The 25,959-nt window shown below is 66.1% G+C and carries 1 protein-coding gene; it reads left to right on the forward strand.

Annotated features, from left to right (window positions below; translation table 11 throughout):
• Nucleotides 1–25,914 carry a non-ribosomal peptide synthetase gene (locus JWN03_RS29885; protein WP_297622002.1) on the forward strand — a complete coding sequence of 8,638 codons (25,914 nt, stop codon included), beginning with the start codon at nt 1–3 and terminating at the stop codon, nt 25,912–25,914.
• Nucleotides 25,915–25,959 lie beyond the last annotated feature (45 nt).

Genomic DNA, 25,959 nt, shown 5'->3' on the forward strand with positions numbered 1-25,959 from the left:
ATGCACGACCACCGATCACCACTGCATGCCCGTGACGGTCATCCAGCAACATATCCGCTGACCGCGGCACAGCGTGCGATTCAATTGCTGCAGCAGTTGGCCGGCGCCACACCGGTATCGAACGCGTTGTACCTGGAGCTCGCCGGTGACCTCGACACCACGCAGCTGATCGCGTCGTTCGGGCAGGCGCTCGACGAATTCGAAGTCAGCCGCGTGCGCATCGTCGAGGTGGACGGACAGCCGAGGCAGGTGGTGGACGACACTGCCAATGGCGCGGTGCAGCGCCTGGATTACACGTCAGCGCCCGATCCTGTTGCCGCGGCGCTGGACTGGATGCGCAGCGACTACCGCGCACCCATCGACCTGCCGCACGGCCCGGTGGTGCTGGGCGCGCTGGTGCGTGTCGCCGAGCGGCGGTGGTTCTGGTACCTGCGTGCCCATCACATTGTGATGGACGGCATCGCCGCACTGAATATCCTCACGCGCAGCGCACAGCTCTACACCGCCGCGGTGGAGGGCAAGGAGCCTGGGCGACAAGCGATTCGATCGCTGGGCGACATCGTCGCCGCGGACGAGCAGTATCGGACCTCGCACCGCTTCCACGACGATCACGTGTTCTGGTCGAAGTATGTGGCAGAGCTCCCCCAGCCGGTGACGCTGACCGATCGGGTCGCGCTCGCCGAAGAGCACCCCCTCTCGGTGAGTGCTCTGCTGTCCACCCACACCGACAACGCGCTCCGTACGGCCGTCGCGACACGATCGGCCGGACCGGCAGTCTTCGTCCTCGCCGCGTTCGGTCTATATCTGGCACGCATGACCGGCTCCGACGATGTGGTGCTGAGCTTGCCGGTGTCCGCGCGGGTCACGGCGGCGATGAGTCGCTCCGGCGGGATGACCGCCAATATTGTGCCGTTCCGCATCACCGTCACCCCCGGCCTCACCGTCGGGTCGCTCCTCGAGCAGACGCAGCGCACGCTGATGGATGTTCTTCGCGGGCAACGGTACCGGCACGAAGACATGCTCGAAGACTCGGAATCGGCTGCTGCCCGCCATCTTCCGCAGGCCGCCGGGCCGATGGTCGACCTGATGATTCTCGATACGAAGATCGTCCTCGGCGGAATCACCGGCCGGTTGCAGGTATTGACCCCGGGATTGGTTCCCGATATTTCGGTGAACGTCTATCCGGCCGTCGGTGGCGAGAGTACCCGGGTCGATTTCTTCGCCAACCCGAGCGTGTACACCCCCGACCAGGTGGCCTACCACCACCGGCGTTTCGCACAGTTCCTCGACAGCTTCCTGCACTGCGTGCTCACGGATTCCGGGATTCGGGTGCGCTCCGTGGAACTGCTCGAGCCCGACGAGCATCGGCTGTTACAGGAGTCGGGTACCGGTGGTCCGGGGCCCGCACAAATCACGTTGCCCGACATGCTGTCTCGGGCAGCGGCGGCGCACGCGGATCGGCTCGCGGTCCACGACGCCGGGCACACCTGGACCTACCGGGAGCTCGATGAGTGGTCGAATCGGTGTGCGCGCACGTTGATCGACTGCGGCGCCGGCCCGGAAACCACGGTGGCGGTGGCGGTGCCACGCTCGGCGGCGTGGGTGTGCGCGGTATGGGCGGTCGCCAAGACCGGTGCCGCGTTCGTGACGGTGGATCTCGCCCAACCGGTCGAACGGAATCGGTTCATACTCGCCGATTGTCCCGCGACCATCCTGCTGATCAGCAGTGAAACCACCACGGATGCAAACGGGTTGGATGGGCCAGGGGTTCGAGTGGTCGATATCGACCGGCTCGAACCGCGCGAGGACAGCGCTGCCCCGATCACCGACGCGGATCGCCGCGGTGCGGTACGGATCGGCAATACCGCGTACATCGTGTACACGTCGGGATCGACGGGCACACCGAAAGGCGTTGCCGTCACCCATGCCGGGCTTTCCGGTGTCTCGGATACCCTGGCGCGGCAGTATCAACTCGACAGCAACTCTCGTGTATTGGCTGTTGCTGCACGCACTTTCGATGCGGCTGTCTTCGAGCTGTTGTCGGCAATACCGGTCGGGGCGGCGCTGATCGTCGCTCCCGGTGATGTTTTCGCCGGTGCACCGCTGGCGGAGTTGATGTGTGCCCAGGGTGTGACGCATGCGTGTTTGACTCCAGCTGTCGCCGCCACACTCGATACGCGGCAACTCGACGATGTGCACGTGCTCATGGTTGCCGGCGAAGCGTGTCCGCCTGCGCTGGTGCAGCAATGGTCGGGTAGCGACGCGGCCGGTGTTCGCATGCTGTACAACCTGTACGGGCCGAGCGAGGCCACGATCTGGGTCACCAGCGCAGCCTTGCGCCCGGGCGACACTGTGTCGCTGGGTACTCCGATACCGGGAGTCCGGCTGTCGGTGCTGGATAAGTGGCTGCGACCGGCGCCCATCGGTGTGTCGGGCGAGTTGTATGTGGCCGGTCCCGGTGTGGCACGCGGATACCTCGGCCGGGCCGGATTGGGCGCGGCATCGTTCGTGGCCGATCCGGACGGTCCGGCAGGTGCGCGCATGTACCGCACCGGAGACGTGGTGCGCTGGGAGCCCCGTGGGGCCGACGGCGCGATGCTGACTTTCGTCGGCCGCGCCGATTCCCAGATCAAGATTCGTGGCCAGCGCCTCGAACTCGGCGAGATCGAAGCCGCGCTGACCGGCCTGGACGAGGTTCAGCACGCCATCGTCACCACCATCGGCGGAAATGCTGACGACGCCGACACGGCATGGGTGGCGGCCTATCTCACCGCGACACCGGGTCACGCCATCGATGCGCGTACCGTCCGGCAGGCGGTCGCGCGACGGCTGCCGTCGTACATGGTCCCCGAAACCATTACGGTTCTCGACGAATTGCCGATGACCGCGACCGGGAAGGTGGATCGGCGCGCATTGCCGGCGCCCCAGCGACCGGTGGCGACTTACCGTGCCGCATCGTCCCCGTTCGAAGAGATTGTCGCCGCCGCGTTCGCCGAGGTACTCCATATAGAGCGCGTCGGTGTCGACGACGATTTCTTCGCCCGTGGCGGGCATTCGATTTCGGCGACGCGGGTGGCCGCACAACTGGCCGAGGTGTCAGGCCGCGAGGTCGGCGTACGTGACATATTCGACGCCCCCACTGCCGCCGGACTGGCTCGGGTGCTCGCCGAACGCGAGATCGATCCGGGGCGGGTCCGATCGCAGCTGGTCGTTCGGGAGCGGCCCGCACGAATACCGTTGTCGTTCGCGCAATTACGAATGTGGTTCATCAACCGGTTCGAGCCCGAATCACCGACCTACAATATTCCGCTGGTATTCCGTCTGGCCGGATCGCTGGATACCGAGGCTTTGACCGCGGCCCTCGGCTCGGTGGTCGCGCGCCATGAGGTGCTGCGCACACGCTATCCGGAGCTGGACGGGGTGCCACGTCAGGAGGTTGTGACAAGCACGGCCGCCGCTCCGGTGCTGGAGGTGACCGATGTCGACCCGGCGCGGTTGCACGATGCGGTGGCGGAGCGGGTCCGGCGCGGATTCGACCTGCTGGTGGATATGCCGCTGCGGGCTACGGTCCTGCGGTGCAGTCGGTTCGAGCACGTGCTGGTGTTGGTAGTGCATCACATCGCCGCGGACGGTGTGTCGATGGCGCCGTTGCTGCGAGACCTGTCGACGGCATACGCCGCATATTCGGCAGGCCGGGAGCCGGGCTGGGGCACGCTGCCGGTGCAGTACCCGGATTACGCCTTGTGGCAGCGTGAACTGCTGGGCTCTGAGTCCGATGCCGAGAGTGCGTTCGCGGCTCAATGTCGTTACTGGGAAGGGGAATTGGCCGACGCACCGCAACCGATATCGCTGCCGGCCGACCGGCCGCGCCCACCGATGGTGAGCAATCGCGGTGACGTCCTGGAATTCACCATCGACGCACCGCTGCGCGAGGCGCTGTATCGGCTCGCCCGGGAGCACCGGGTCAGTGTGTCGATGGTGGTGCAGGCGGCGCTGGTGGTGCTGCTGTCGCGGCTGGGAGCCGGAACGGACGTCTCGATCGGCGGTCCGGTTGCGGGGCGCACCGATGAGGCACTGCGGGAGTTGGTCGGCTTCTTCGTCAATACTTGGGTATTGCGGGTGGATCTGTCCGGTAACCCGCCTTTCGAGCAGGTGCTCGACCAGGTGCGCGGTAAAGCCTTGACCGCCTATGAGAATCAGGACGCTCCATTCGAGCGGCTGGTGGAACTGATCAATCCGGCCAGATCGACGGCTTACCACCCGCTGTTCCAGGTGTCGCTCGAAGTGCAGAACGGTGGCCTGCCCGCACTGGAACTGCCCGATCTGGTTGCCGAATTCCTGGCTTTCTCCACCGGAAGCGCCAAGAACGATCTGCATTTCGATCTGATCGAGACCCTGGGCACCACGGAAACTCCTGCGGTGCTGGCCGGCCGGATCGAATACGCCACCGATCTGTTCGACCGAACCACGGTGACCGGCATCGCCGACCGCTACCTCCGTGTCCTGCGCGCGGTGAGCGCCGACCCGTCGACTGCGATCGCCGATATCGGCCTCTTGGCCGATGTGGAACGCGAACAACTTCTGACGCAATGGAACTCGCGGTTCCCGAGCACAGACCCGGAGGCCACGATCACGGCAGCGTTCCTCGAACGCGTCGATTCGACACCGGCCGCGGTCGCACTGCGGTTCGGTGACGCCGAACTGACCTACGCGGAATTGGCTGTGCGGGTCGATGTTTTGGCGCGAGTGCTGGTGGGCCAGGGTGTCGGCCGGGGTTCAGTGGTCGCTGTGGCAATGCCACGGTCGATGGATCTGGTCACCGCGGTATTGGCGGTGGTGACGGCCGGTGGTGCGTATCTGCCGATCGATCCCGAATACCCCAGCAGTCGTATCGAATTCATTCTGGCCGACGCTGATCCGCTGCTCGTATTGACGACGGTTTCCACCGCGGCAGGCTTGCCTCTGGGTGAGCGGGCCTCGTTGTGCCTGGATGTTGTCGATCTCGAGAGTGAGTCGTCCAGTCAGGATTTGCCGTGCTTGTCGCCCAGCGATGCGGCGTACGTGATTTACACATCGGGTTCGACGGGACACCCGAAAGGTGTTGTGGTCGAACACCGCGGTGTGGTGAACATGGCGATGTACGGGTGGCCCGGCGGACCGGGCGAGCGGGTGCTGCTGCATTCGTCGATGGCGTTCGACGCCTCGGCGTACGAACTGTGGCCCGCGCTGCTGGCGGGTTCGACGATCGGCATCGCACCGCCCGGCCGATCGGATATCGCGGAGCTGAGCCGGACCATATCTCGGCATGCCGTGACGGCGCTGTATGTGACGACCCCGCTGTTCGAGATACTGGCGAACTCAGGCCCGGAACTGACACTCGATTCGGTCCGCCGAGTGGTCACCGCCGGTGATGCGCTGAGGTCGGTCGCGGTCGCCCGCTTCCGCGACAGGTGGCCGGGAATCGGCGTGGCCAATGCCTATGGGCCGACCGAGAATACGGTGTGCGTATCGGCCTATGAGATCCCCGATTCGCCGGAGTGGAGCAATGCGGGCAGCGTGCCGATCGGCACCCCCGTGGGGAATATGCGTGTCTTCGTGCTGGATTCGCGATTGCGGCCGGTGCCGGCAGGCGTGGCGGGCGAATTATATGTGGCCGGAGTGCAATTGGCACGTGGGTATCGGGATCGATCGGGCTTGACCGCAGAGCGGTTCTCGGCCTGTCCGTTCGGAGCCGGTGAGCGCATGTACCGCACCGGTGACGTGGTGCGCTGGCTGAAACGTTCGAACGAAGGCAACGGTGTCCTGGAATTCGTCACTCGCGCCGATGAACAGGTCAAGGTGCGCGGGTACCGGATCGAACCCGGTGAGGTCGAAACCGTCTTGACCACACACCCGCTGGTCTCACAGTCGGTGGTGATCGCTCGCGAGATCGATTCCGCGACTGCGGATTCCGTGAGCGTAGCGGACAAGCGGCTGATCGGGTACGTCGTGCTCGATCGTTCGGACGAGGTGCCGGACGAGGCCGTTCTCACCGGCGAGATTCGACGCTTCGTCGCGGATCGGCTGCCGGAGTACATGGTGCCGTCGGCCATCGTCATACTCGGCAAGCTGCCGTTGACACCCAATGGCAAGGTGGATCGACGCGCGCTGCCCGCGCCGACCTTCGCCGTTGCGGACTCTCGCACCGCGTCGACGCCGGCCGAGGAGATCGCCGTCACCGTCTTCGCCGAGGTGCTCGGTATGGCTCGAGTCGGCGTCGACGACGACTTCTTCGCACTCGGCGGGCATTCGTTGTCGGCGATGCGGGTGGCATCGCGAATGACCGCGGTGCTGGGTACCGAGGTGGGTGTGCGGGAGGTGTTCGAGTCCCCCACTCCCGCACGGCTGGCGCACACACTTGCCGAACGAGGAGCAGACCTCGATCCGGCACGACCGGGGTTGACGGTCCGAGAGCGGCCGGAGCGCATGCCGCTGTCGTTCGCCCAGTCGCGACTGTGGTTCATCAACCGCTTCGAAATGGACTCACCGGCCTACAACATTCCGATGGTGCTGCACTTGCGCGGGCCGTTGGATCAGGAGGCGTTGTCCGCGGCATTGACGGATGTGGTGGCGCGACACGAGAGCCTGCGCACCGTGTTCCCGGATGAGGACGGGGTGCCGTACCAGCGGATCCTGCCGGTCGGCCTGGCCGCGACAACGATCGAGACGAGCACGGTCGATCCCGGTGAGCTCGAACAGACCGTGGCGGTTCTCGTGCGCCGGGGATTCGATGTCTCGACAGAGCTGCCGTTGCGAGTGACGTTGTTGCACACCGGTTTCAACGACCACATAGCGGTGCTGGTATTGCACCATATCGCCGCGGACGGTTGGTCGATAGCGCCGTTCGTGCAGGACCTCACGGCTGCGTACACCGCGCGTCAGCAGGGACAATCGCCGCAGTGGGCGCCATTGCCGGTGCAGTATGCGGACTTCACGCTCTGGCAGCGTGAGACATTGGGCGCGGAGTCCGACCCGGACAGTGTGCTGGCAACCCAATTCCGTTATTGGGAAAACGAATTGGTGGATGCCCCGCAGCCGATAACGCTGCCGTTGGACCGTCCGCGTCCGCCGATTGCCAGTAATCGCGGCGAGGTGATCGAGTTCGCCTTCGAGCCCGCACTGTGCGAGCGACTGTATCGACTCGCCCACGATCGCCAGGTGACGGTGTCGATGCTGTTGCAGTCGACGCTGGCCGTGTTGTTGTCGCAGGTCGGCGCCGGCGAGGATATCTGCATCGGTGGTCCGGTCGCCGGGCGCACCCAAGAGGCGACGCACGATTTGATCGGCTTCTTCGTCAATACCTGGGTATTGCGGGTGGATCTGTCCGGTAACCCCCGTTTCGAGCAGGTGCTCGATCAGGTCCGCCGAAAGGCCTTGACCGCCTACGAGAACCAGGACGCTCCGTTCGAGCGGCTGGTCGAATTGCTGCAACCGACGCGTTCTCCGGCGTATCACTCGCTGTTTCAGGTGTCGTTTGCGCTGCAGAACAACCTGTTGCCAGATCTGCGGCTCCCGGAGTTGGAAGTCGACATCGTTCCGGCGATCACCACCGGTACCGCCAAATTCGACCTGCACGTCGATGTGGTCGAACGAGTGAATCCGGCCGACAACGCCGCTGCCCCCACGCTGGCGGGCCGGATCGAATACGCCACCGATCTGTTCGATCGGGCCACCGTGGACGACCTCGCCACACGTTATCTGCGACTGCTGGACACCGTCACCACGGACCCGGGAATCCCCATCGGACGGATGGATATTCTCGCGCCCGAGGAACGCGACCGGTTGCTGCGAATCTGGAACAGCACGGCGGCGCCGGTGCCGGACGCGACCTCGCTCGCGCACCTGTTCGCTCGACAGGTAGCGGCCACGCCGGAGGCAGTTGCTGTCGCGCACGCGGACGGCGACAGCACCTATCGCGAATTGGCTGCGCGGGTGGATGTTTTGGCGCGGGTGTTGATCGGCCGGGGTGTTCGCCGTGGTTCGGTGGTGGCTGTGGCGATGCCACGCTCGGCGGATCTGGTGACTGCCGTGTTGGCGGTTGTGGTGGCCGGTGGTGCGTATTTGCCGATCGATCCCGAATACCCGAGTGACCGTATCGAGTTCATTCTCGGTGATGCTGATCCGGCACTGGTGTTGACGACGGTTTCTACCGCGGCGGGTTTGCCTCTGGATGGACGCGCGTCGTTGTGCCTGGATGTTGCGGATCTCGAGGGTGAGTCGTCCGGAAGTGATTTGCCGTCGTTGTCGCCGAGCGATGCGGCGTATGTGATCTACACGTCCGGTTCGACGGGCCGCCCGAAAGGTGTTGTGGTCGAACACCACGGCGTCGTGAACATGGCAGTGCACGGTTGGCCCGGTGGGCCGGGCGAACGAGTGCTGTTGCATTCCTCGATGGCGTTCGACGCGTCGGCGTACGAGCTGTGGCCCGCGCTGCTGGCAGGATCGACAATCGTCATCGCACCGCCCGATCGGCTCGATCTTTCCGTCCTGATGCGCACGGTATCCCGTCATCGCGTCACGACGATATTCGTGGCAACCGCGCTCTTCGAGCTGCTCGCGACCGCAGGACCCGAGCTCGATACCGATCCGGTGCGCCAGGTTGTCACCGGCGGCGACGCCTTGAGTTCGGCTGCGGTAGCGCGATTCCGGGATCGCTGGCCCGGTGTCGATATCGCCAATGCCTATGGGCCGACCGAGAACACCGTATGCGTGACGACCCATGAGATCCTCGCGTCAAGGCCCTGGGCTACCGATGCGCGAGTACCGATCGGTACTCCGGTGGCGAATGTGCGGGTATTCATCCTGGATTCGCGTTTGCGGCCGGTACCAGTGGGCGTGGCGGGCGAACTATATGTCGCCGGAACACAATTGGCGCGAGGCTATGCGGGGCGGCTCGGATTGACCGCGCAGCGGTTCGTGGCGTGCCCGTTCGGCGCCGCCGAGCGGATGTACCGGACCGGAGATGTGGTGCGGTGGCTGAAAGGTTCGAACGAAGGCACCGGGGTGCTCGAATTCGCGGGCCGGGCCGACGACCAGGTCAAGGTGCGCGGGTATCGGATCGAGCCCGGCGAGGTCGAGGCGGCATTGGTATCGCATCCGGCGGTATCGCGCGCGGTGGTCGTCGCCCGCGCTCTGACATCCGCCCCCGCCGACGCTGTGGTCGACAAGCAACTGGTCGCCTACATTGTTCGCGATCGTGAAACGACGGTCGGCGACGACAGCGACCGCGCGGCCGAGCTGGTCGGTCATTGGCGAGAGGTCTACGACAACCTGTACGCCGGCAAGGAAAGCTACCTCGGCAACGGCCGCGAATTCGCCGAGCCGATGGCCTTGGATGCCGATTTCGGGGGCTGGAACAGTAGCTACTCCGGAGAGCCGATTCCCCTGGGGCACATGCGGGAATGGCGGGACGCGGTCGTGGACCGGGTTCTCGGTCTGCGGCCGGCACGGGTGCTGGAAATCGGTGTCGGATCGGGATTGGTCATGTCGCGGCTGGCACCGCAGTGCGCCGAGTACTGGTGCACCGATTTCTCGGAAGCGACTATCGGGAATCTCCGATCGCGGCTGCTCGAATCGGCGGTGGACTGGGCGGACCGAGTGCTTTTGCGCGTGCAGTCCGCCGACGATGTCTCGGGCTTGCCGCCGGACCGATTCGATGTGGTGGTGCTGAACTCGGTCGCACAGTACTTCCCGAACGCCGCCTACCTGATCGACGTCATCGACAAGGTCATGGGGCTGCTGGCGCCCGGTGGCGCGTTCTTCCTCGGCGATATCCGCAACCTGACACTGCTGCGGGAATTCGCCACCGGCACACAGCTGGCCGGCGGCGGGGACGAGGACACGGTAGCGGCGGTGCGGGAGCGCGCGCGGCGCGCACTGACGGCCGAACAGGAATTGCTGGTCGCCCCCGAATTCTTCCTCGCATTGCGGGACAAAGTCGCCGCCGTGGCCGCGGTGGATATCGAATTGAAGTACGCGCCGGTCGACAACGAGTTGACGCGATACCGCTACGACGTGGTACTGCGCAAAGCCCCGGCGCAGGTTCGGTCGCTTGCCGAACTGCCGCACCGTGATTGGGCCGAATTCGGTGATCTGCGAGGACTGCACGCTCGGCTCGTCGCCGAGCAGCCCGAAAGTCTGCGAATCATCGGAATACCGCAGGCCGGAACGATTCTGGACGTTGCCGCCACTCGAATGGTCGACACTGCGGGCGAGCACGTGCGCGTTGCCGATCTCGACCTGGGCGACACCACCGCGACGGTGCTGCCGCACGAGATTCGGGCGCTCGGCACGGAATTGGGCTTCTCGGTCGCAGTCACCTGGTCACCGACGCCCGGCCGGATGGACGCGGTCCTCGTCCGGGGTGCGGACGAGACCACGGTGTTCGACGACATCTATCGGAGCGCGGGGCCACTGGATTCGCTGGGCGCCTATGTGAACGATCCCGGTCTCGGCGATCTGGTGGCCGAGCTCCGGCAATTCGCGGCAGATCGATTGCCGGAGTTCATGATACCGGCGGCCATCGTCATACTCGACGAGCTGCCGCTGATGCCCAATGGCAAGGTGGACCGTCGCGCCCTGCCTGCCCCGCAGCTGATCACCTCGACCTATCGGGCTCCGTCGACACCGCTGGAAGAGATCGTCGTCTCGGTATTCGCGGAAGTACTCGGGGCCGACCGGGTCGGCGCCGATGATGATTTCTTCGCGCTGGGCGGGCATTCACTGTCGGCGACGCGGGTGGCGTCCCGCGTGGCGACGGCTACGGGTATCACCGTCGAAGTGCGCGACGTGTTCGACGCACCCACTGCTACCCGATTGGCCGGAGTACTGGCGGCGCGGTCCATTCAGACCGCGGAACAGCCGAGCGTGGTGTTGGCACCACAGGACCGGCCGGCACGAATACCGCTGTCGTACGCGCAGTCTCGAATGTGGTTCATCAACCGATTCGAGCCGGACTCCCCCGCGTACAACATCGCCATGGTGCTCCGTTTGCGCGGACAACTGGATTCGGCGGCATTGACCGCCGCGATCGGTGATGTCGTGGCCCGGCACGAGAGTTTGCGCACGGTATTTCCCGACGAGAACGGGATACCGTGCCAGCGGATCTTGCCTGTCGATGGCGTGGAGGTCGCGACGGAGGCTGTCGATTCGATCGAGCTCACCCACCGGGTGACGAATATCGTGCGTCAGGGTTTCGATGTGTCCGCCCGGCCGCCGTGGCGAGTCACGGTGCTGCGCAGTGGATCCGATGACCATCTGCTGGTCGTGGTGCTCCACCATATTGTCGCCGACGGGCTGTCGATAGCGCCGTTGGTCCGTGATCTGGCGCTGGCCTACACCGCGCGCCGGGCGGGGCGGGCGCCACAGTGGGTGCCGTTGCCGGTGCAGTACGCCGATTACACCTTGTGGCAACGCGAGGTGCTCGGTGCGGAGTCAGATCCGCAGAGCGTCCTCGCGGGTCAGCTCGCTTACTGGACAGGGCATTTGGCGGGGTTGCCGGATCGGCTGGAGTTGCCTGCCGATCGGCCGCGGCCGATGGTGGCGTCGCAGCGTGGCGGTACCTATTCGTTCACCCTGGATGCCGCCACGGTGGCCGGGTTGAGCGCGGTGGCGCGCACCCACCGGGTGACGGTGTTCATGGTGGTGCACGCCGCATTGGCGTTGTTGTTGTCGCGATTGTCGGGCAGCGCCGATGTCGCGGTGGGTACTCCGATCGCGGGTCGCGGCGCGGCGGCGCTGGACGAGTTGGTCGGCATGTTCGTCAACACGCTGGTATTGCGTACCCGGGTCGACGAGGCCGGTTCGTTCACCGACCTGCTCGACCAGTGCCGTCAGGTGGACCTGGCCGCGTTCGCGCACGCCGACATTCCGTTCGAACGAGTCGTCGAGGCCATCGACCCACCCCGCAGCCAGGCGCATCATCCGTTGTTCCAGGTGATGCTCGCTTTCCAGAACCTCGACCTGGACCCGGCGCTGGCACAGCTGCCCGGGCTCGACGTCGAACCACTGCAGAGTCTCGATATCGGGGTCGAACGATTCGATCTCACCATTTCCGTCGCCGACATCCCGGACAGCGCAACCGCTGAGGTCGATGGTGGTGTACCGATCACCATCGGCTTCGCGCTCGACCTGTTCGATCGGCCGACGATCGCCGCATTCGCGGACCGCCTGCGGCGCACCGTGCGTGCCGTGGTGGCCGATCCGGCGATCGGCCTGCGTGGCCTGGATCTGCTCGCATCGGGCGAGCGAATGCTGTTGCGCCAGTGGAGCGATGGCGGTGCCGGGCCGGAGCCGGTCGTGCTGGCCGAGATACTCGCGCACGCCGCAGTGGAATTCCCGGCGCGGCCCGCGCTCGTGGACGCGGGGCACGAGTGGACGTATCGGGATCTCGACGAATGGTCGAATCGGTGTGCGCGGGCGCTGAGCGAAAACAAGGTCGGCCCGGAAACCGTAGTGGCGATTGCCATTCCTCGTTCGGCGGCCTGGGTGCGAGCGGTGTGGGCGGTCGCGAAGACCGGGGCCGCATTCGTCTCCCTCGATCCGGCACAGCCGCGGGAGCGCAATCGCGGCATCCTCGCCGATTGTGCGGCCACCGTACTGCTCACCGCCGGCGCAGGTGCTCGAGCGACAAGCGGGGAATGGGAAGTACCCGGGATTGCCGGGTTCGATCTGGACGGGTTCGACCTGTCCGCATGGAATGCTGCCCCGATCGGGGACGGTGACCGACTCGGCTCCCTGCGGCCGGACAATACCGCGTACGTCGTCTACACCTCGGGGTCGACCGGTACGCCGAAGGGGGTAGCGGTCACCCATGCCGGGCTCTCCGCAATCGCCACCGCTCAGCACCGAGACCAGCGGACGAATACCGAATCGCGGGTATTGGCCGTTGCCTCACGCACTTTCGATGCGGCGATCCTCGAACTGCTGCTCGCTGTACCCGCCGGCGCCGCGCTGATCATCGCTCCCGGCGAGATTGTCGCCGGGCCGCCGTTGGCTGAATTGCTGCGCGCGCAACGCATCACCCACGCCTTCCTGTCGCCGATGGTCGCGCTGTCGATCGAGCCCGACGGGCTCGACGACCTTCGAGTCCTGTCGACCGGCGCCGAAGCATGCCCTCCCGCGCTGGTGGCGCGATGGTCGGGAACCGACGCCGCCGGTGTCCGGAGCGTGCACAATATGTACGGACCCAGCGAGGCCACGGTCTGGGTGGCCGGCGCGGAACTGGCTGCCGGAGCACCGGTATCGGTAGGCAGCCCGATTCCCGGTATCCGTGCGGTGGTGGTGGATGCCTGGCTGAATCCGGTGCCACCGGGTGTGGTCGGCGAGCTGTACGTAGCCGGTCCCGGCGTCGCACGCGGATACCTCAACCGCGCCGGGATGACATCGGCGGCGTTCGTGGCCGATCCGTTCGGGCCTGCCGGATCCCGCATGTACCGCACCGGCGATCTGGTGCGATGGCTGCCGGATGGCCCCGAGGGCGGGGTACTGGCGGTCGTCGGCCGTGCCGATCAACAGATCAAGATTCGCGGCCAGCGCCTGGAACTCGGCGAAATCGAAACCGTACTCACCGAACTCGACGAAGTCCGGCGTGCCGTCGTCATTCACGTCACCAACGGTGCGACCGGCGACACCGCGCGGCTGGCCGCTTACATCACCCCGGCACCAGGCCATCGCCCTGACCCGATCGCCGTCCGGCAGGCTGCGGCGCGGCGACTGCCGTCGTACATGGTCCCCGACATCGTCACTGTCCTGGACGAACTGCCGCTGACCGCGAGCGGGAAAGTGGACCGGCGAGCGCTGCCGGAACCGCAATGGGTGACCGCGACGTACCGGGCACCCGCCACCGCCACCGAAGAAGTCGTGGCCGCGGTATTCGCGCAGGTCCTCGGAGTCGATCAGGTGGGAGCCGACGACGACTTCTTCGCCCTGGGCGGAGACAGCATCGTGTCGATCCAGTTGGTAGCTCGGGCGAAGGATCGCGGTGTGGTGTTCACGCCGCGGCAGGTGTTCGAGGCACGAACGGTTGCCGCGCTGGCGTGTCTGGCCGAATCGGTCGAGCCCGCAACGGTTCTCGCGGAGTTGCCCGGCGGAGGCATCGGTGAGCTGCCGCTGACACCGATCGTCCGGTGGATGGTGGGGCAGGGCGAGTTCCGGCGGTTGAATCAGACCCTGGTGCTCACAGCGCCGGTCGGATTGGATCGTGCCGGAGTACTGGCGATCATGACAGCGGTGATCGACCGGCACGACATGCTGCGGGCTCGGCTGTGGCACGATGGCCGGGACTGGCAGCTTGAGACGCGGCCGAGCGGAACGGTCGACGTCGAGTCGCTGGTGCATCCGGTCGTGATCGCCCCGGATATCGACCCGGAGCGCCGCCACCAGCTCGTGACGGCGGAGGTCGATGCGGCGCTGAATCGGCTGGATCCGGCCAACGGCGTTGTCTTGCAGGTGCTCTGGTGTGCTCCCACCGACGCGGCGCAGGCCGGGCAGCTGATCGTCATCGCGCATCACCTTGTGGTGGACGGCGTTTCGTGGCGCATCATGCTTCCCGACCTGATGTCGGCGTGGCAGCAGTACCGCGCCGGTGGTGTGGTGTCCATGCCACCGGTGGGGACGTCGATGCGGCGCTGGGCCCACGGCCTGGTCGAGGAGGCGCGGTCGCCGCGGCGGATGGCGGAACTGCCGCTGTGGCAACAGATCGTCGACGGGCCGGACCCGTTGCTCGGGTCACGTGCCGTGGACCCCGTTCGCGATGCCGCAGGAGGGATACGCCTCCGGCGCGTGCAGGTGTCGCCGGAGATCACCGAGGCCTTGCTGACTCGGGTGCCCGCGGCGTTCCACGGTGATGTCCAGGACGCACTGGTGGCCGCGCTGGCCATGGCAGTGCGGCGATGGCGAGCCGGGCGAGGAGTGCGGGAGTCCTCGACACTGTTGCGGCTGGAGGGGCACGGGCGAGAAGAACAGGTACTCGAAGGTGCGGACCTGACCGCGACGGTCGGCTGGTTCACGACGGTATATCCGGTTCGGATCGATATGGCGGGAATCGATCTCGATGATGCCTACACCGGTGGCTCGGCGATCGAGACCGCGATCAAGCGCACGAAGGAACATTTGCGCGCGATCCCGGACCACGGCATCGGCTATGGACTGCTGCGCGACCTCAACCCCGAGACGGCGCGGGCACTGCCTGCCGGGCTGCCCGCGCAGGTCGCCTTCAACTACCTCGGCCAACTGTCGCCGAACCGATCATCCGGCGGGACAACCACATCCGAGTTCGCCGTCACCGACGCACTCGGTGCTCCGATAGCCGATGAGGACCTGCACGTCCTGGCGACGGCCGTCGTCGATATCACGGCCGTTGTCACCGACGGACGCTTGTCGGCCACCTTCGGCTACCCCGAAGGCGTGCTCGACGAGGCGGAGGTCGGTGAGCTGGCCCAGCTGTGGGTCGACGCACTGCACGCCGTCGTCGCCCGGCAGCGCCACCCGCACTCCGGTGGGCATACGCCCTCCGACTTCCCGTTGGTGCGGGCAACACAATCCGATATCACGACCTGGGAGACGCGCTACCCGAGCCTGATCGACGTATGGCCGTTGTCGCCCTTGCAGACCGGTCTGCTGTTCCACGCCCGACTGGCCGAGTCGAGGGTGGACGTGTACGCGGTACAGCTCGCGATCACGCTGTCCGGCGTTGTGGACGCCGAACGACTGCGCCACGCGGCCGGATCTCTGTTGCAGCGGTATCCGAATCTGCGGGTGGCGTTCGGTGCCAATGCCGACGGCGAAGGCGTGCAGATCGTCGCCGACGATGTGGTCATGCCGTGGCGCGAAATCGACCTGCGCACCGTGGTGGATACGGAATCCGCACTGGCACAGGTGATCGACAGGGACAAGGCCGAGTCGTTCGATATCGAAACGGCGCCGCTGATGCGTTTCACACTGGTCGCGGCGGCCGAGGATCGGTTCACACTGCTGCTGTCGTACCACCACGTGCTGTTCGACGGCTGGTCGATGCCTTCGCTGCTGCGGACGTTGCTGGCGGTGTACGCGGCACCGAACAGCGCCGCGGTCGCGGAGTCGGCGGGTTCGTACCGCTCCTACCTCGACTGGCTCGGCCGGCAGGATTCGGACGCCTCGCTGCGGGTGTGGCAGGCCGCGCTCGACGGCGCCGAGGCGACGCTATTGGCTCCACACGCCGCAGCTGCGGAATCGGCAGCGCGAATGAGCTCTGTCGCAGTGGATTTCGACAACGGGTTCACCGACCGGTTGATCGCTGCGGCGTCGTCCGCCGGGGTCACGGCGAACACCGTGTTCCAGGTGGCGTGGGCACTTGTCGTGGGGTATCTGGCCGGGCGCGACGATGTCGTGTTCGGTGCGACGGTCTCTGGGCGGCCCGCGGAGCTGCCCGGTATCGAGTCCGCGGTCGGCCTGTTCATCAACACCATCCCGGTGCGGGTCCGCCACTCCCCTGGCGAGCCGATCTCAGCGGTGCTGAACCGGGTGCAGGCACAGCAGTCGGAACTGCTGAGTCATCATCACATCGGCCTGACCGATATCCATGCCGCACTGGATGTTTCGTCCATGTTCGACACAGTGCTGGTGTTCGAGTCCTATCCCGTCGACAAGGCCGCGCTCGCGGCACAGGCCGCGGCGCTCGATGGCATGGCCGTCGAGGATCTGCGGTCGAACGATTCCGCGCACTATCCCCTCGCATTGATTGTCGTCAAGGGGGAACCGTTCCGGGCCCAGTTGCAGTACCAGCCCGGGGTATTCGCTCATGAGTGGGTTCAGGCCTGTGCCGACCGGCTCACCCGCGTACTGGATGCGATGACCATCGATTCGTCGGTCACGGTGGAGTCGACCGACATGTTGTCCGCAGCCGAGCGGGCTCGGCTGGCGCCGGTGCGGGGCCTCCCGGCGGAGCCGCCACGACCGCTGGCGGACCTGCTCGTCGCGGGAGCTGCCATCAACCCGGCCGCACCCGCGGTGGTGTCGGGTGCGGTGACGCTGAGCTTCGGTGAGCTGGACAGTTACTCCAACCGGTTGGCGCGGTTGCTGATCGGACGCGGTATCGGGCCGGGCGATGCGGTCGCACTGGCCATGCCCCGGGGTATCGAGTTCCTCGCCGGATTGTGGGCGGTGACCAAGGCCGGTGCGGCCTTCGTGCCGATCGACCCGCGCCATCCGCTGGATCGGGTCGCTGTGATGATCGCCGATTCCGATGTGCGCCTCGCCTTGTCGGTGGCGGACACGGTGACCACGGTGCCGGGCACCATCGACCGGTTGATGCTCGATGGACCGGACCTGCCGGCGCGCCTCGCGGAGTTCTCCGCGACCGCGGTGACCGACGCCGTCCGGGTTCGCCCGCTGCACCCTGGACACACCGCCTACGTGGTCTATACCTCCGGGTCGACAGGCACCCCGAAGGGCGTTGTGGTCAGCCATGACGGCTTGTCGAACTTCACCGCCGAGCAGCGTGCGCGTTACGGCTTGGACGCCGGGTCCCGGGTATTGGCCGTATCGGCGCCAGGTTTCGATGCGGTGATGATGGAACTGCTGATGGCGCATCCGAACGGGGCCGCGCTCGTGGTATCTCCGCCGGACATATTCGGTGGTGCATCCCTCACGGAAATCATTCGGCAGCAACGGGTGTCACACGCCTTTGTGACGACGAGCGTGCTGGCGACCATGTCGCCCGCCGGGCTGGAGTCACTGCGGGTGCTCGTCACCGGTGGCGAGCGGGTGCCCGCCGAACTGGTGGCGGCCTGGGCGCCGGGCCGGGAACTGTACATCGCGTACGGACCGACCGAGACGGTCATCGTCACCCTCATCGGTGAGCCGATGGATCCCGATGAGCCGGTGACCCTCGGCGGGCCGATCCGCGGCATCGAGGCGGTCGTCCTGGACGCATTGCTGCGACCGGTGCCGGTCGGCGTGCGTGGTGAGCTGTATCTCGGCGGCATCCAGCAGGCGCGAGGTTACTCGAACCGGCCGGCGCTGACGGCCGCGTCCTTCATCCCGAATCCGTTCGGCCGCAGCGGTTCCCGCCTGTATCGGACCGGCGATCTCGTGTGCTGGAACGCACAGGGCAACCTGGAGTTCCTGGGACGCAACGACTTCCAGGTGAAAGTTCGCGGACAGCGGGTCGAGCTGGGTGAAATCGAAGCGGTGCTCGCCGCGCAGGAGGGGGTGCGGCAAGCCGTCGTGGTGCAGCACGCGACATCCCAGCGGCTCATCGGCTATCTCGTCGGTGCCGATGTCGACCCGCAGCAGGTGCTGGCCGCCGCTCGGCATCGACTGCCGGCGCACATGGTGCCCGATGCGTGCTCGGTCCTGCCCGAACTGCCGCTCACGGTGAGCGGCAAAGTGGATCGCGCGGCCTTACCGGAACCGGAACAACTCACGCGGGACTACCGCGAGCCGTCGACGCCGACCGAGCAGATGGTCGCGGACGTGTTCGCCGAACTGCTCGGGGTCGACCGGGTCGGCGCGGACGACGATTTCTTCGCGCTGGGCGGGCATTCGCTATCGGCGATGCGAGCGACGTCGCGGCTGTCCGCCGTAGCGGGTGTTCGTGTCGGGGTGCGGGATGTGTTCGAGGCGCCGACTCCCGCGCGATTGGCGCGGGTGCTGGACGTCGGCGCCGGTGGTTCGGCGGAGTCGGCGCTGGTGGTCCGGGAGCGACCCGAGCGGGTGCCGTTGTCGTTCGCGCAGCTGCGCATGTGGTTCATCAACCAATTCCATGGGGCGTCAGCGGCATACACCATTCCGCTGGTATTGCGATTGACCGGCGAGTTAGACACCGATGCCCTGATAGCGGCGATCGGCGATGTGGTCGCGCGGCACGAGAGCCTGCGCACGGTATTCCCCGATGAGGCAGGGACGCCGTTCCAGCAGGTGCTACCCGCCGACCGGGCTGCGGTCATCGTCGAGGTGCGGTCGGTGGATCCGGCACAGCTCGACGCTGCCGTCGCCGAGTCGACTCGGCACGGGTTCGACCTGTCGACCGAGCTTCCATTGCGGGTTACGTTGCTGGACAGCGGTTCCGGTGAGCACGTATTGATCATGGTGATTCATCACATTGCCGCCGACGGGTGGTCGATCGCGCCGCTCGCGCGGGACTTGTCGACCGCCTACGCGGCGCGGCGGTCGGGACGGTCCCCGGAATGGGCTCCGTTGCCGGTGCAGTACGCGGACTACACGCTGTGGCAGCGCGCGGTGCTGGGTGCGGAGTCCGACCCCGAGTCGACGTTGATGCGTCAGCTCGCCTATTGGACAACGCATTTGGCGGGGACACCGGATCGATTGGAGTTGCCTGCCGATCGACCGCGACCGACGGTCGCCTCGCAGGCCGGAGCCGGCTATTCGTTCGTGCTGGCTGCCGGATTGTTCGACAGGATAGGCGAACTGGCGAATGCCAGTGGAACGACGGTATTCATGGTCGTCCACTCGGCAGTGGCACTGTTGCTGTCGCGGTTGTCCGGAACCACGGATATCGCTGTCGGAACGCCGATCGCGGGCCGCGGTGCGGCGGCATTGGACGAATTGGTCGGCATGTTCGTCAACACGCTGGTGCTGCGGACGCGGATCGACGAGGCCGGATCGTTCACGGATCTGCTCGGCCAGGTTCGACGGGTGGATCTCGATGCCTTTGCCAATGCGGACATTCCGTTCGAGCGAGTGGTGGAGGCCATCGATCTGCCCCGGACCCAGGCACACCATCCGCTGTTCCAGGTGATGCTGGCATTCCAGAATCTCGACCTGGATCCGGCCTCCGCGCAGCTGCCGGGGATTCGGGTCACGCCGATACACCTCGGTGCCACCGTCGAACGATTCGATCTGTCCATTACCGTCGCCGACCTTCCGGACTCGAATGGCGATATCCCGGTCACCATCGGTTATGCCACGGAATTGTTCGATCGGTCGACGGTCACTGAGATGGCTCACCGGCTGGAGCGAATCCTGCTCTCCGTGGTGACCGATCCCGCGGCCGGATTGCGTGAGCTGGATGTGCTCGATTCGCGTGAGCGGAAGTCGTTGCGGGAGTGGGGTGATGGCGGCGCCGGACCGACGCCGATCACGCTGAACGAGATGCTTTCCCTGGTGGCCGCGCAGTTCCCGGACCAGCTCGCGGTCGTCGATGCGACGCATCGCCTGACCTATCGGGAACTGGATCGCTGGTCGAATCGATGCGCGCGGATGCTGATCGACCAGGGTGCCGGTCCGGAAACGGTGGTGGCGCTCGCGCTCCCGCGCTCAGCGGCCTGGGTGCGGGCGGTCTGGGCGGTCGCGAAGACCGGTGCCGCCTTCGTGTCCGTCGATCCGGCGCACCTGCCGGAGCGGAACCGCTTCGTCCTCACCGACGTCGCCGCAAAGGTCGTGCTCGCCGATGCTGGAGAGTGGAACGGTGCCGGAATTCCGGTCATCGATCCGGACCGGCTCGACCTACTCGGGTACAGCGACACGCCGGTGACCGATGGCGATCGACGCGGTGCCGTGCGGTCGAGCAATACCGCCTACGTCGTGTACACCTCGGGCACGACCGGTACGCCGAAGGGTGTCGCCGTCACCAACGCCGGGTTGGCCGCTGTCACGAGTGCGCAGTGCCGGCAGTTCGAGCTCAGCGCCGATTCCCGCGTATTGGTTGTTGCCGCACGCACTTTCGATGCGGCTGTGTTCGAGTTGTTGTCGGTGGTTTCGGTCGGTGCGGCGCTCGTTGTCGCTGCCGCTGACGTTTTCGCCGGTGCGCCGCTGGCGGAGTTGATCCATGCCGAGGGGGTCACCCATGCTTGTTTGACTCCGGCTGTGGCGGCCACGATGGATGCCGGGCGGCTGAACAGTCTGCGCGTAATGATGGTGGCCGGTGAAGCGTGTCCGACAGCGCTGGTGCGGCAATGGTCCGGTACCGACGCCGCCGGTGTGCGCAGGTTGTACAACCTGTACGGGCCGAGCGAGTCCACGATCTGGGTCACTGCGGCCGAATTGAATGTGGACGAACCGGTGTCGCTGGGTGGGCCGATTCCAGGAGTCCGGTTGGCGGTGCTGGATGCATGGCTGCGTCCGGTACCGGCGGGCGTGGTCGGGGAGTTGTATACCGCCGGTCCCGGTGTGGCGCGCGGATATCTCGATCGGGCGGCATTGACGGCCGCATCGTTTGTCGCCGATCCCTTCGGGCCGGCCGGGTCGAAGATGTATCGCACGGGAGATCTGGTGCGGTGGATGCCAATTGGCGAGCGTCGTACTTTGATGTTCGCCGGCCGCGCCGATCGTCAGATCAAGATCCGTGCCCAGCGCCTCGAACTCGGCGAAATAGAAACCGCATTGGCCTACCTGGACGAGGTACGGGACGCGGTAGTCATCACGCACACCGCAGGCGGTGACCATGAGCCGAGCGAGACAGTGCGATTGGCCGCCTACATCACCGCGGCACCCGGTCACCTGCCCGACCCGATCACGGTCCGGCAGGCAATCGCGCAACGACTGCCGTCGTTCATGGTCCCCGACACCGTCACCGTGCTCGAGGAACTGCCGCTGACCTCGAGCGGCAAGGTGGATCGGCGCGCATTGCCCGCCCCGGACTGGGTTGCTGTGATGTATCGGGCCGCCTCGACGCCGCTCGAGGAAATCGTGGTCTCGGTGTTCTCGGAGGTGCTGGGAGTAGAGCGGGTGGGGGTCGACGACGACTTCTTCGCGCTCGGCGGGCATTCGTTGTCGGCGACACGGGTGGCGTCACAGGTGGCCACGGCGGCCGGCGCCGATCTGGGCGTGCGGGAGGTGTTCGACGCGCCGACCGCGGCCCAGCTGGCGCGGATACTCACCGAGCGCTCGACCGGCGTCGAAGACCCGGTGTGGTCGAGGCTGGTGGTTCGCGAGCGACCCGAATACCCGCCGCTGTCGTTCGCGCAGTGGCGAATGTGGTTCATCAACCGGCTCGAACCGGACTCACCCGCCTACAACATTCCACTCGTGCTGCGGTTGACCGGCGAGTTGGATATCGAGGCGATGACCGCTGCCCTCGGTGATGTGGTGGCGCGCCACGAAACCCTGCGCACGGTGTTCCCGGACCGGGACGGGAATCCGTACCAGCGAATCGTGCCGGTAGCCGAGGCCACCACGACCGTCGAGGTACGGACTGTCGATACGGCCGACATCGAGCAGGTGGTGCTGCCGCTGGTGCGGCGCGGGTTCGATCTGCCGAGTGCGCCGCCATTGCGGGTTACCTTGCTGGACAGCGGTTCCGATGGGTACGTACTCGTGCTGGTCATGCATCACATCGCGGCCGATGGCTGGTCCTTGGCACCGTTGGCGCAGGATTTGTCGCTGGCCTATACGGCGCGCATGGCGGGGAAAGATCCGGAGTGGGCCGGGCCGTTGCCGGTGCAGTACGCGGACTACACGCTGTGGCAGCGTGAGGTGCTGGGGGCGGAGTCCGATCCGGACAGCGTGTCGGCGCGTCAGGTCGGGTATTGGACCGGGCAGTTGGCGGGCTTGCCGGATCGGCTGGAGTTGCCCGCCGACCGGACACGGCCCGCGGTGGCCTCACACCGCGGTGACACGTATTCGTTTGCGGTGGACGCGGATACGGCGGCCGGGCTGCACCGAGTCGCGCGCACACACCACGCGACCGTTCTCATGGTGATGCACGCGGCATTGGCGGTAGCGCTGTCGCGGGTGTCGGGCAGTAGCGATATCGCGGTGGGCACTCCGATCGCGGGGCGGGGCGCCGCGGCATTGGACGGTCTGGTCGGCATGTTCGTCAACACATTGGTGTTGCGTACCCAGGTCGATGAGGCCGCTTCGTTCAGCGATCTGCTCGATGAATGCCGGCGTATCGATCTGGAGGCGTTCGCCCACGCCGATATTCCGTTCGAGCGGGTGGTGGAAGTGGTCGATCCGCCACGAACCCAGGCGTATCACCCGCTGTTCCAGGTGATGCTGACTTTCCAGAACCTCGACCTCGATCCGACAGACGCCCTGTTGCCAGGGATTCGGTGCACACCAATGGATCTCGGAACCGGGGTCGAACGATTCGATCTCACCGTCACCGTTTCCGATACCCCTGACACCGACGGCGGCCTGATGGTCGGGATGAGCTTCGCCCTCGATCTTTTCGATCGGTCGACGATTGCCGCGCTGACACGGCGGTTGCAGCGAATCATCGGTGCGGTGGTCGCCGATCCCGCAGTGGGATTGCGTGACATCGATGTGCTCGATTCCACTGAGCGACTGTCGCTGTCGCAGTGGGGTGATGGCGGCGCCGGACCGGAGCGGGTCACGCTGACCGAGATGCTGGGTCGAGTCGCCGTCGAGCACGCGGATCGGCTCGCGGTCGTCGATTCCAGATGCGAGTGGACGTATCGGGAGCTGGATGAGTGGTCGAATCAGTGCGCACGGATACTGATCGAGTCGGGCGCCGGACCGGAATCGGTTGTTGCGGTGGCGATTCCGCGATCCGCGGAGTGGGTGCGCGCGGTGTGGGCCGTCGCCAAGACCGGCGCCGCATTCCTGTCCATCGATCCCGGCCAGCCGGCCGAGCGCAACCGGTTCATCCTCGCCGATTGCGCTGCCGCCGTCGTGCTCACCAACGGCGAAATCACCTCGCGGGCAACCGGATCGGATACCGCTGGTGCAGACCTGGCCGAGTGCGGCAGTGCCGGAATTCGGGTGCTCGACCTGCACCGGCTCGACCTTTCCCCGTACAGCGCCGCTCCGGTCGGCGATATCGACCGGCGCGGGGCGGTACGGTCGGTCAATACCGCCTATGTCGTCTACACCTCGGGATCGACCGGTGCGCCCAAGGGCGTGGCCGTCACTCATGCGGGATTGGCCGCCGTCGCCGCTATCCAGTATTCACGCTGCCGGCTGACCCCCGACTCCCGCGTATTGGCCGGTGCCGCACGCACTTTCGACGCGGCAATGCTGGAGCTGCTGTTGGCCGTACCGGCCGGTGCGGCATTGGTTGTCGCCCCGGACGATGTCTTCGCCGGAGAACCGCTCGCGGAGTTGATGCGCGGCGAGCGCATTACGCACGCTTTCATGGCGCCGGCGGTCGCCCTCTCGGTCGATCCCGCCGGGCTCGATGACCTGCGGGTGGTACTGAGCGGTGGCGAGGCATGTACGCCGGAGTTGGTGCGGCGCTGGTCGGGCACGGACACCGCCGGTGTCCGCAGGCTGCACAATGTGTACGGGCCGAGCGAGTGCACGATGTGGATTGCCGGCACGTTCCTGGATGGCGGTGATCCGGTGTCGCTGGGTGCTCCGATTCCGGAAGTTCGTCTGGTGGTGCTGGATTCGTCATTGCGGCCGGTGCCGCCCGGCACAATCGGAGAGTTGTACGTGGCCGGTCCGAGTGTGGCGCGCGGATATATCGACCGGGCAGGGTTCTCCGCCGCGTCGTTCGTGGCCGATCCCTTCGGATCGCCGGGGTCGCGGATGTATCGCACCGGAGACCTGGTGCGGTGGATGTCCAGCGGCGACGGCGATGCGGTATTGATGTTCGTGGGCCGCGCCGATTTCCAGGTCAAGATTCGAGGCCAACGGCTCGAACTCGGCGAAATCGAAGCTGCGCTGGCAGGTTTGGACGAGGTACAACATGCGGTCGCCATCGTTCACACCTCCGGTTCCGATGTCGGCGGCGCACGATTGGCCGCCTACGTCACCGCTGCTCCATGGCGCAGCCTCGATTCGGCGGCGATCCGGCAGGCGGTGGCGCAGCGGTTGCCGTCGTTCATGGTCCCCGACACCGTCACCGTGCTGGATGCGTTGCCGCTAACCGTGAATGGGAAGGTCGATCGGCGCGCACTGCCTGCGCCGGAGTGGATGGTCGCGACATATCGGGCGCCCTCGACACCGCTCGAGGAAATCGTGGTCGCGGTGTTCTCGGAGGTGCTGGGGGTAGAGCGGGTAGGGGTCGACGACGACTTCTTCACCTTGGGCGGAACCTCGGTGGTCGCCATGCAGCTGGTGTCCCAGCTGCGTGCACGCACCGAGACAACCGTTCCCTACCGGCTGCTCTTCTCCGATTCGACACCGGCATCACTCGCGCGGAACCTGGCGAAACCGCAGTCCGAGATGGGCGTATCCCTCGGAGTGCTGTCGCCGCTGCGCTCGACGGGCCACAAAGCACCGTTGTTCTGCGTCCATCCGGGTGGTGGTCTCGCATGGGTGTACGGCGCACTGGCGGGCCACCTGGACCCGGACCGCCCCGTCTACGGCCTCCAGGATCCCTATATCGTCGAAGACGGTCCCCGGCTCGAGTCGGTGGATGCGTACGCCGAGCGTTACGTCGAGGAGATCCTGAAGTCCTTCCCCGACACCACCTATCACCTCCTCGGTTGGTCGCTGGGTGGAAAGATCGCCCACGCCATGGCAGCCCGACTGCAGCAAATGGGTCACCCCGTCGGACTGCTCGCCCTCGTCGATGCGGGTATCGCCGAGAATCTCCCGCAGACACCCGAACCCGATGACGACCAGGCCGCCCGCGCATTGACCGAATTCCTCCGCGGATGGGGTGATTTCCTCGGCATGACCGACGATCAACAGATCGACCATCCAGCAGAGCTGCTCCCACTACTCGCGGAACGACTCAGCAGCGAAGGCATCCTGACCGCGCAACAGGTCGAACGAGTAACCGAATGTTTCATGACACCGGTCTCGCATACACCGGCACATTTCGAAGGCGACGCCGTACTGTTCATCGCCGACCGCGAGTCATATCGAGACCAGATAGCAGAAACCTGGCGCGGGCACATCACCGGAGCCATCCACGAGATCCCGATCGACGAATGGCACACGGGAATGATGAATCCCAAGGGCGCCAGCGCAATCGGCCCGATCCTGAATACCCTGCTCCGAGACAGCGACAAGGAGATCTGACAAGAAGGGCAGCAGGATCAAACGCACTTTGCGCGACCCTGCTCA

This window comes from Nocardia sp., assembly GCF_025465275.1.
In the GTDB taxonomy this organism is placed as follows: domain Bacteria; phylum Actinomycetota; class Actinomycetes; order Mycobacteriales; family Mycobacteriaceae; genus Nocardia.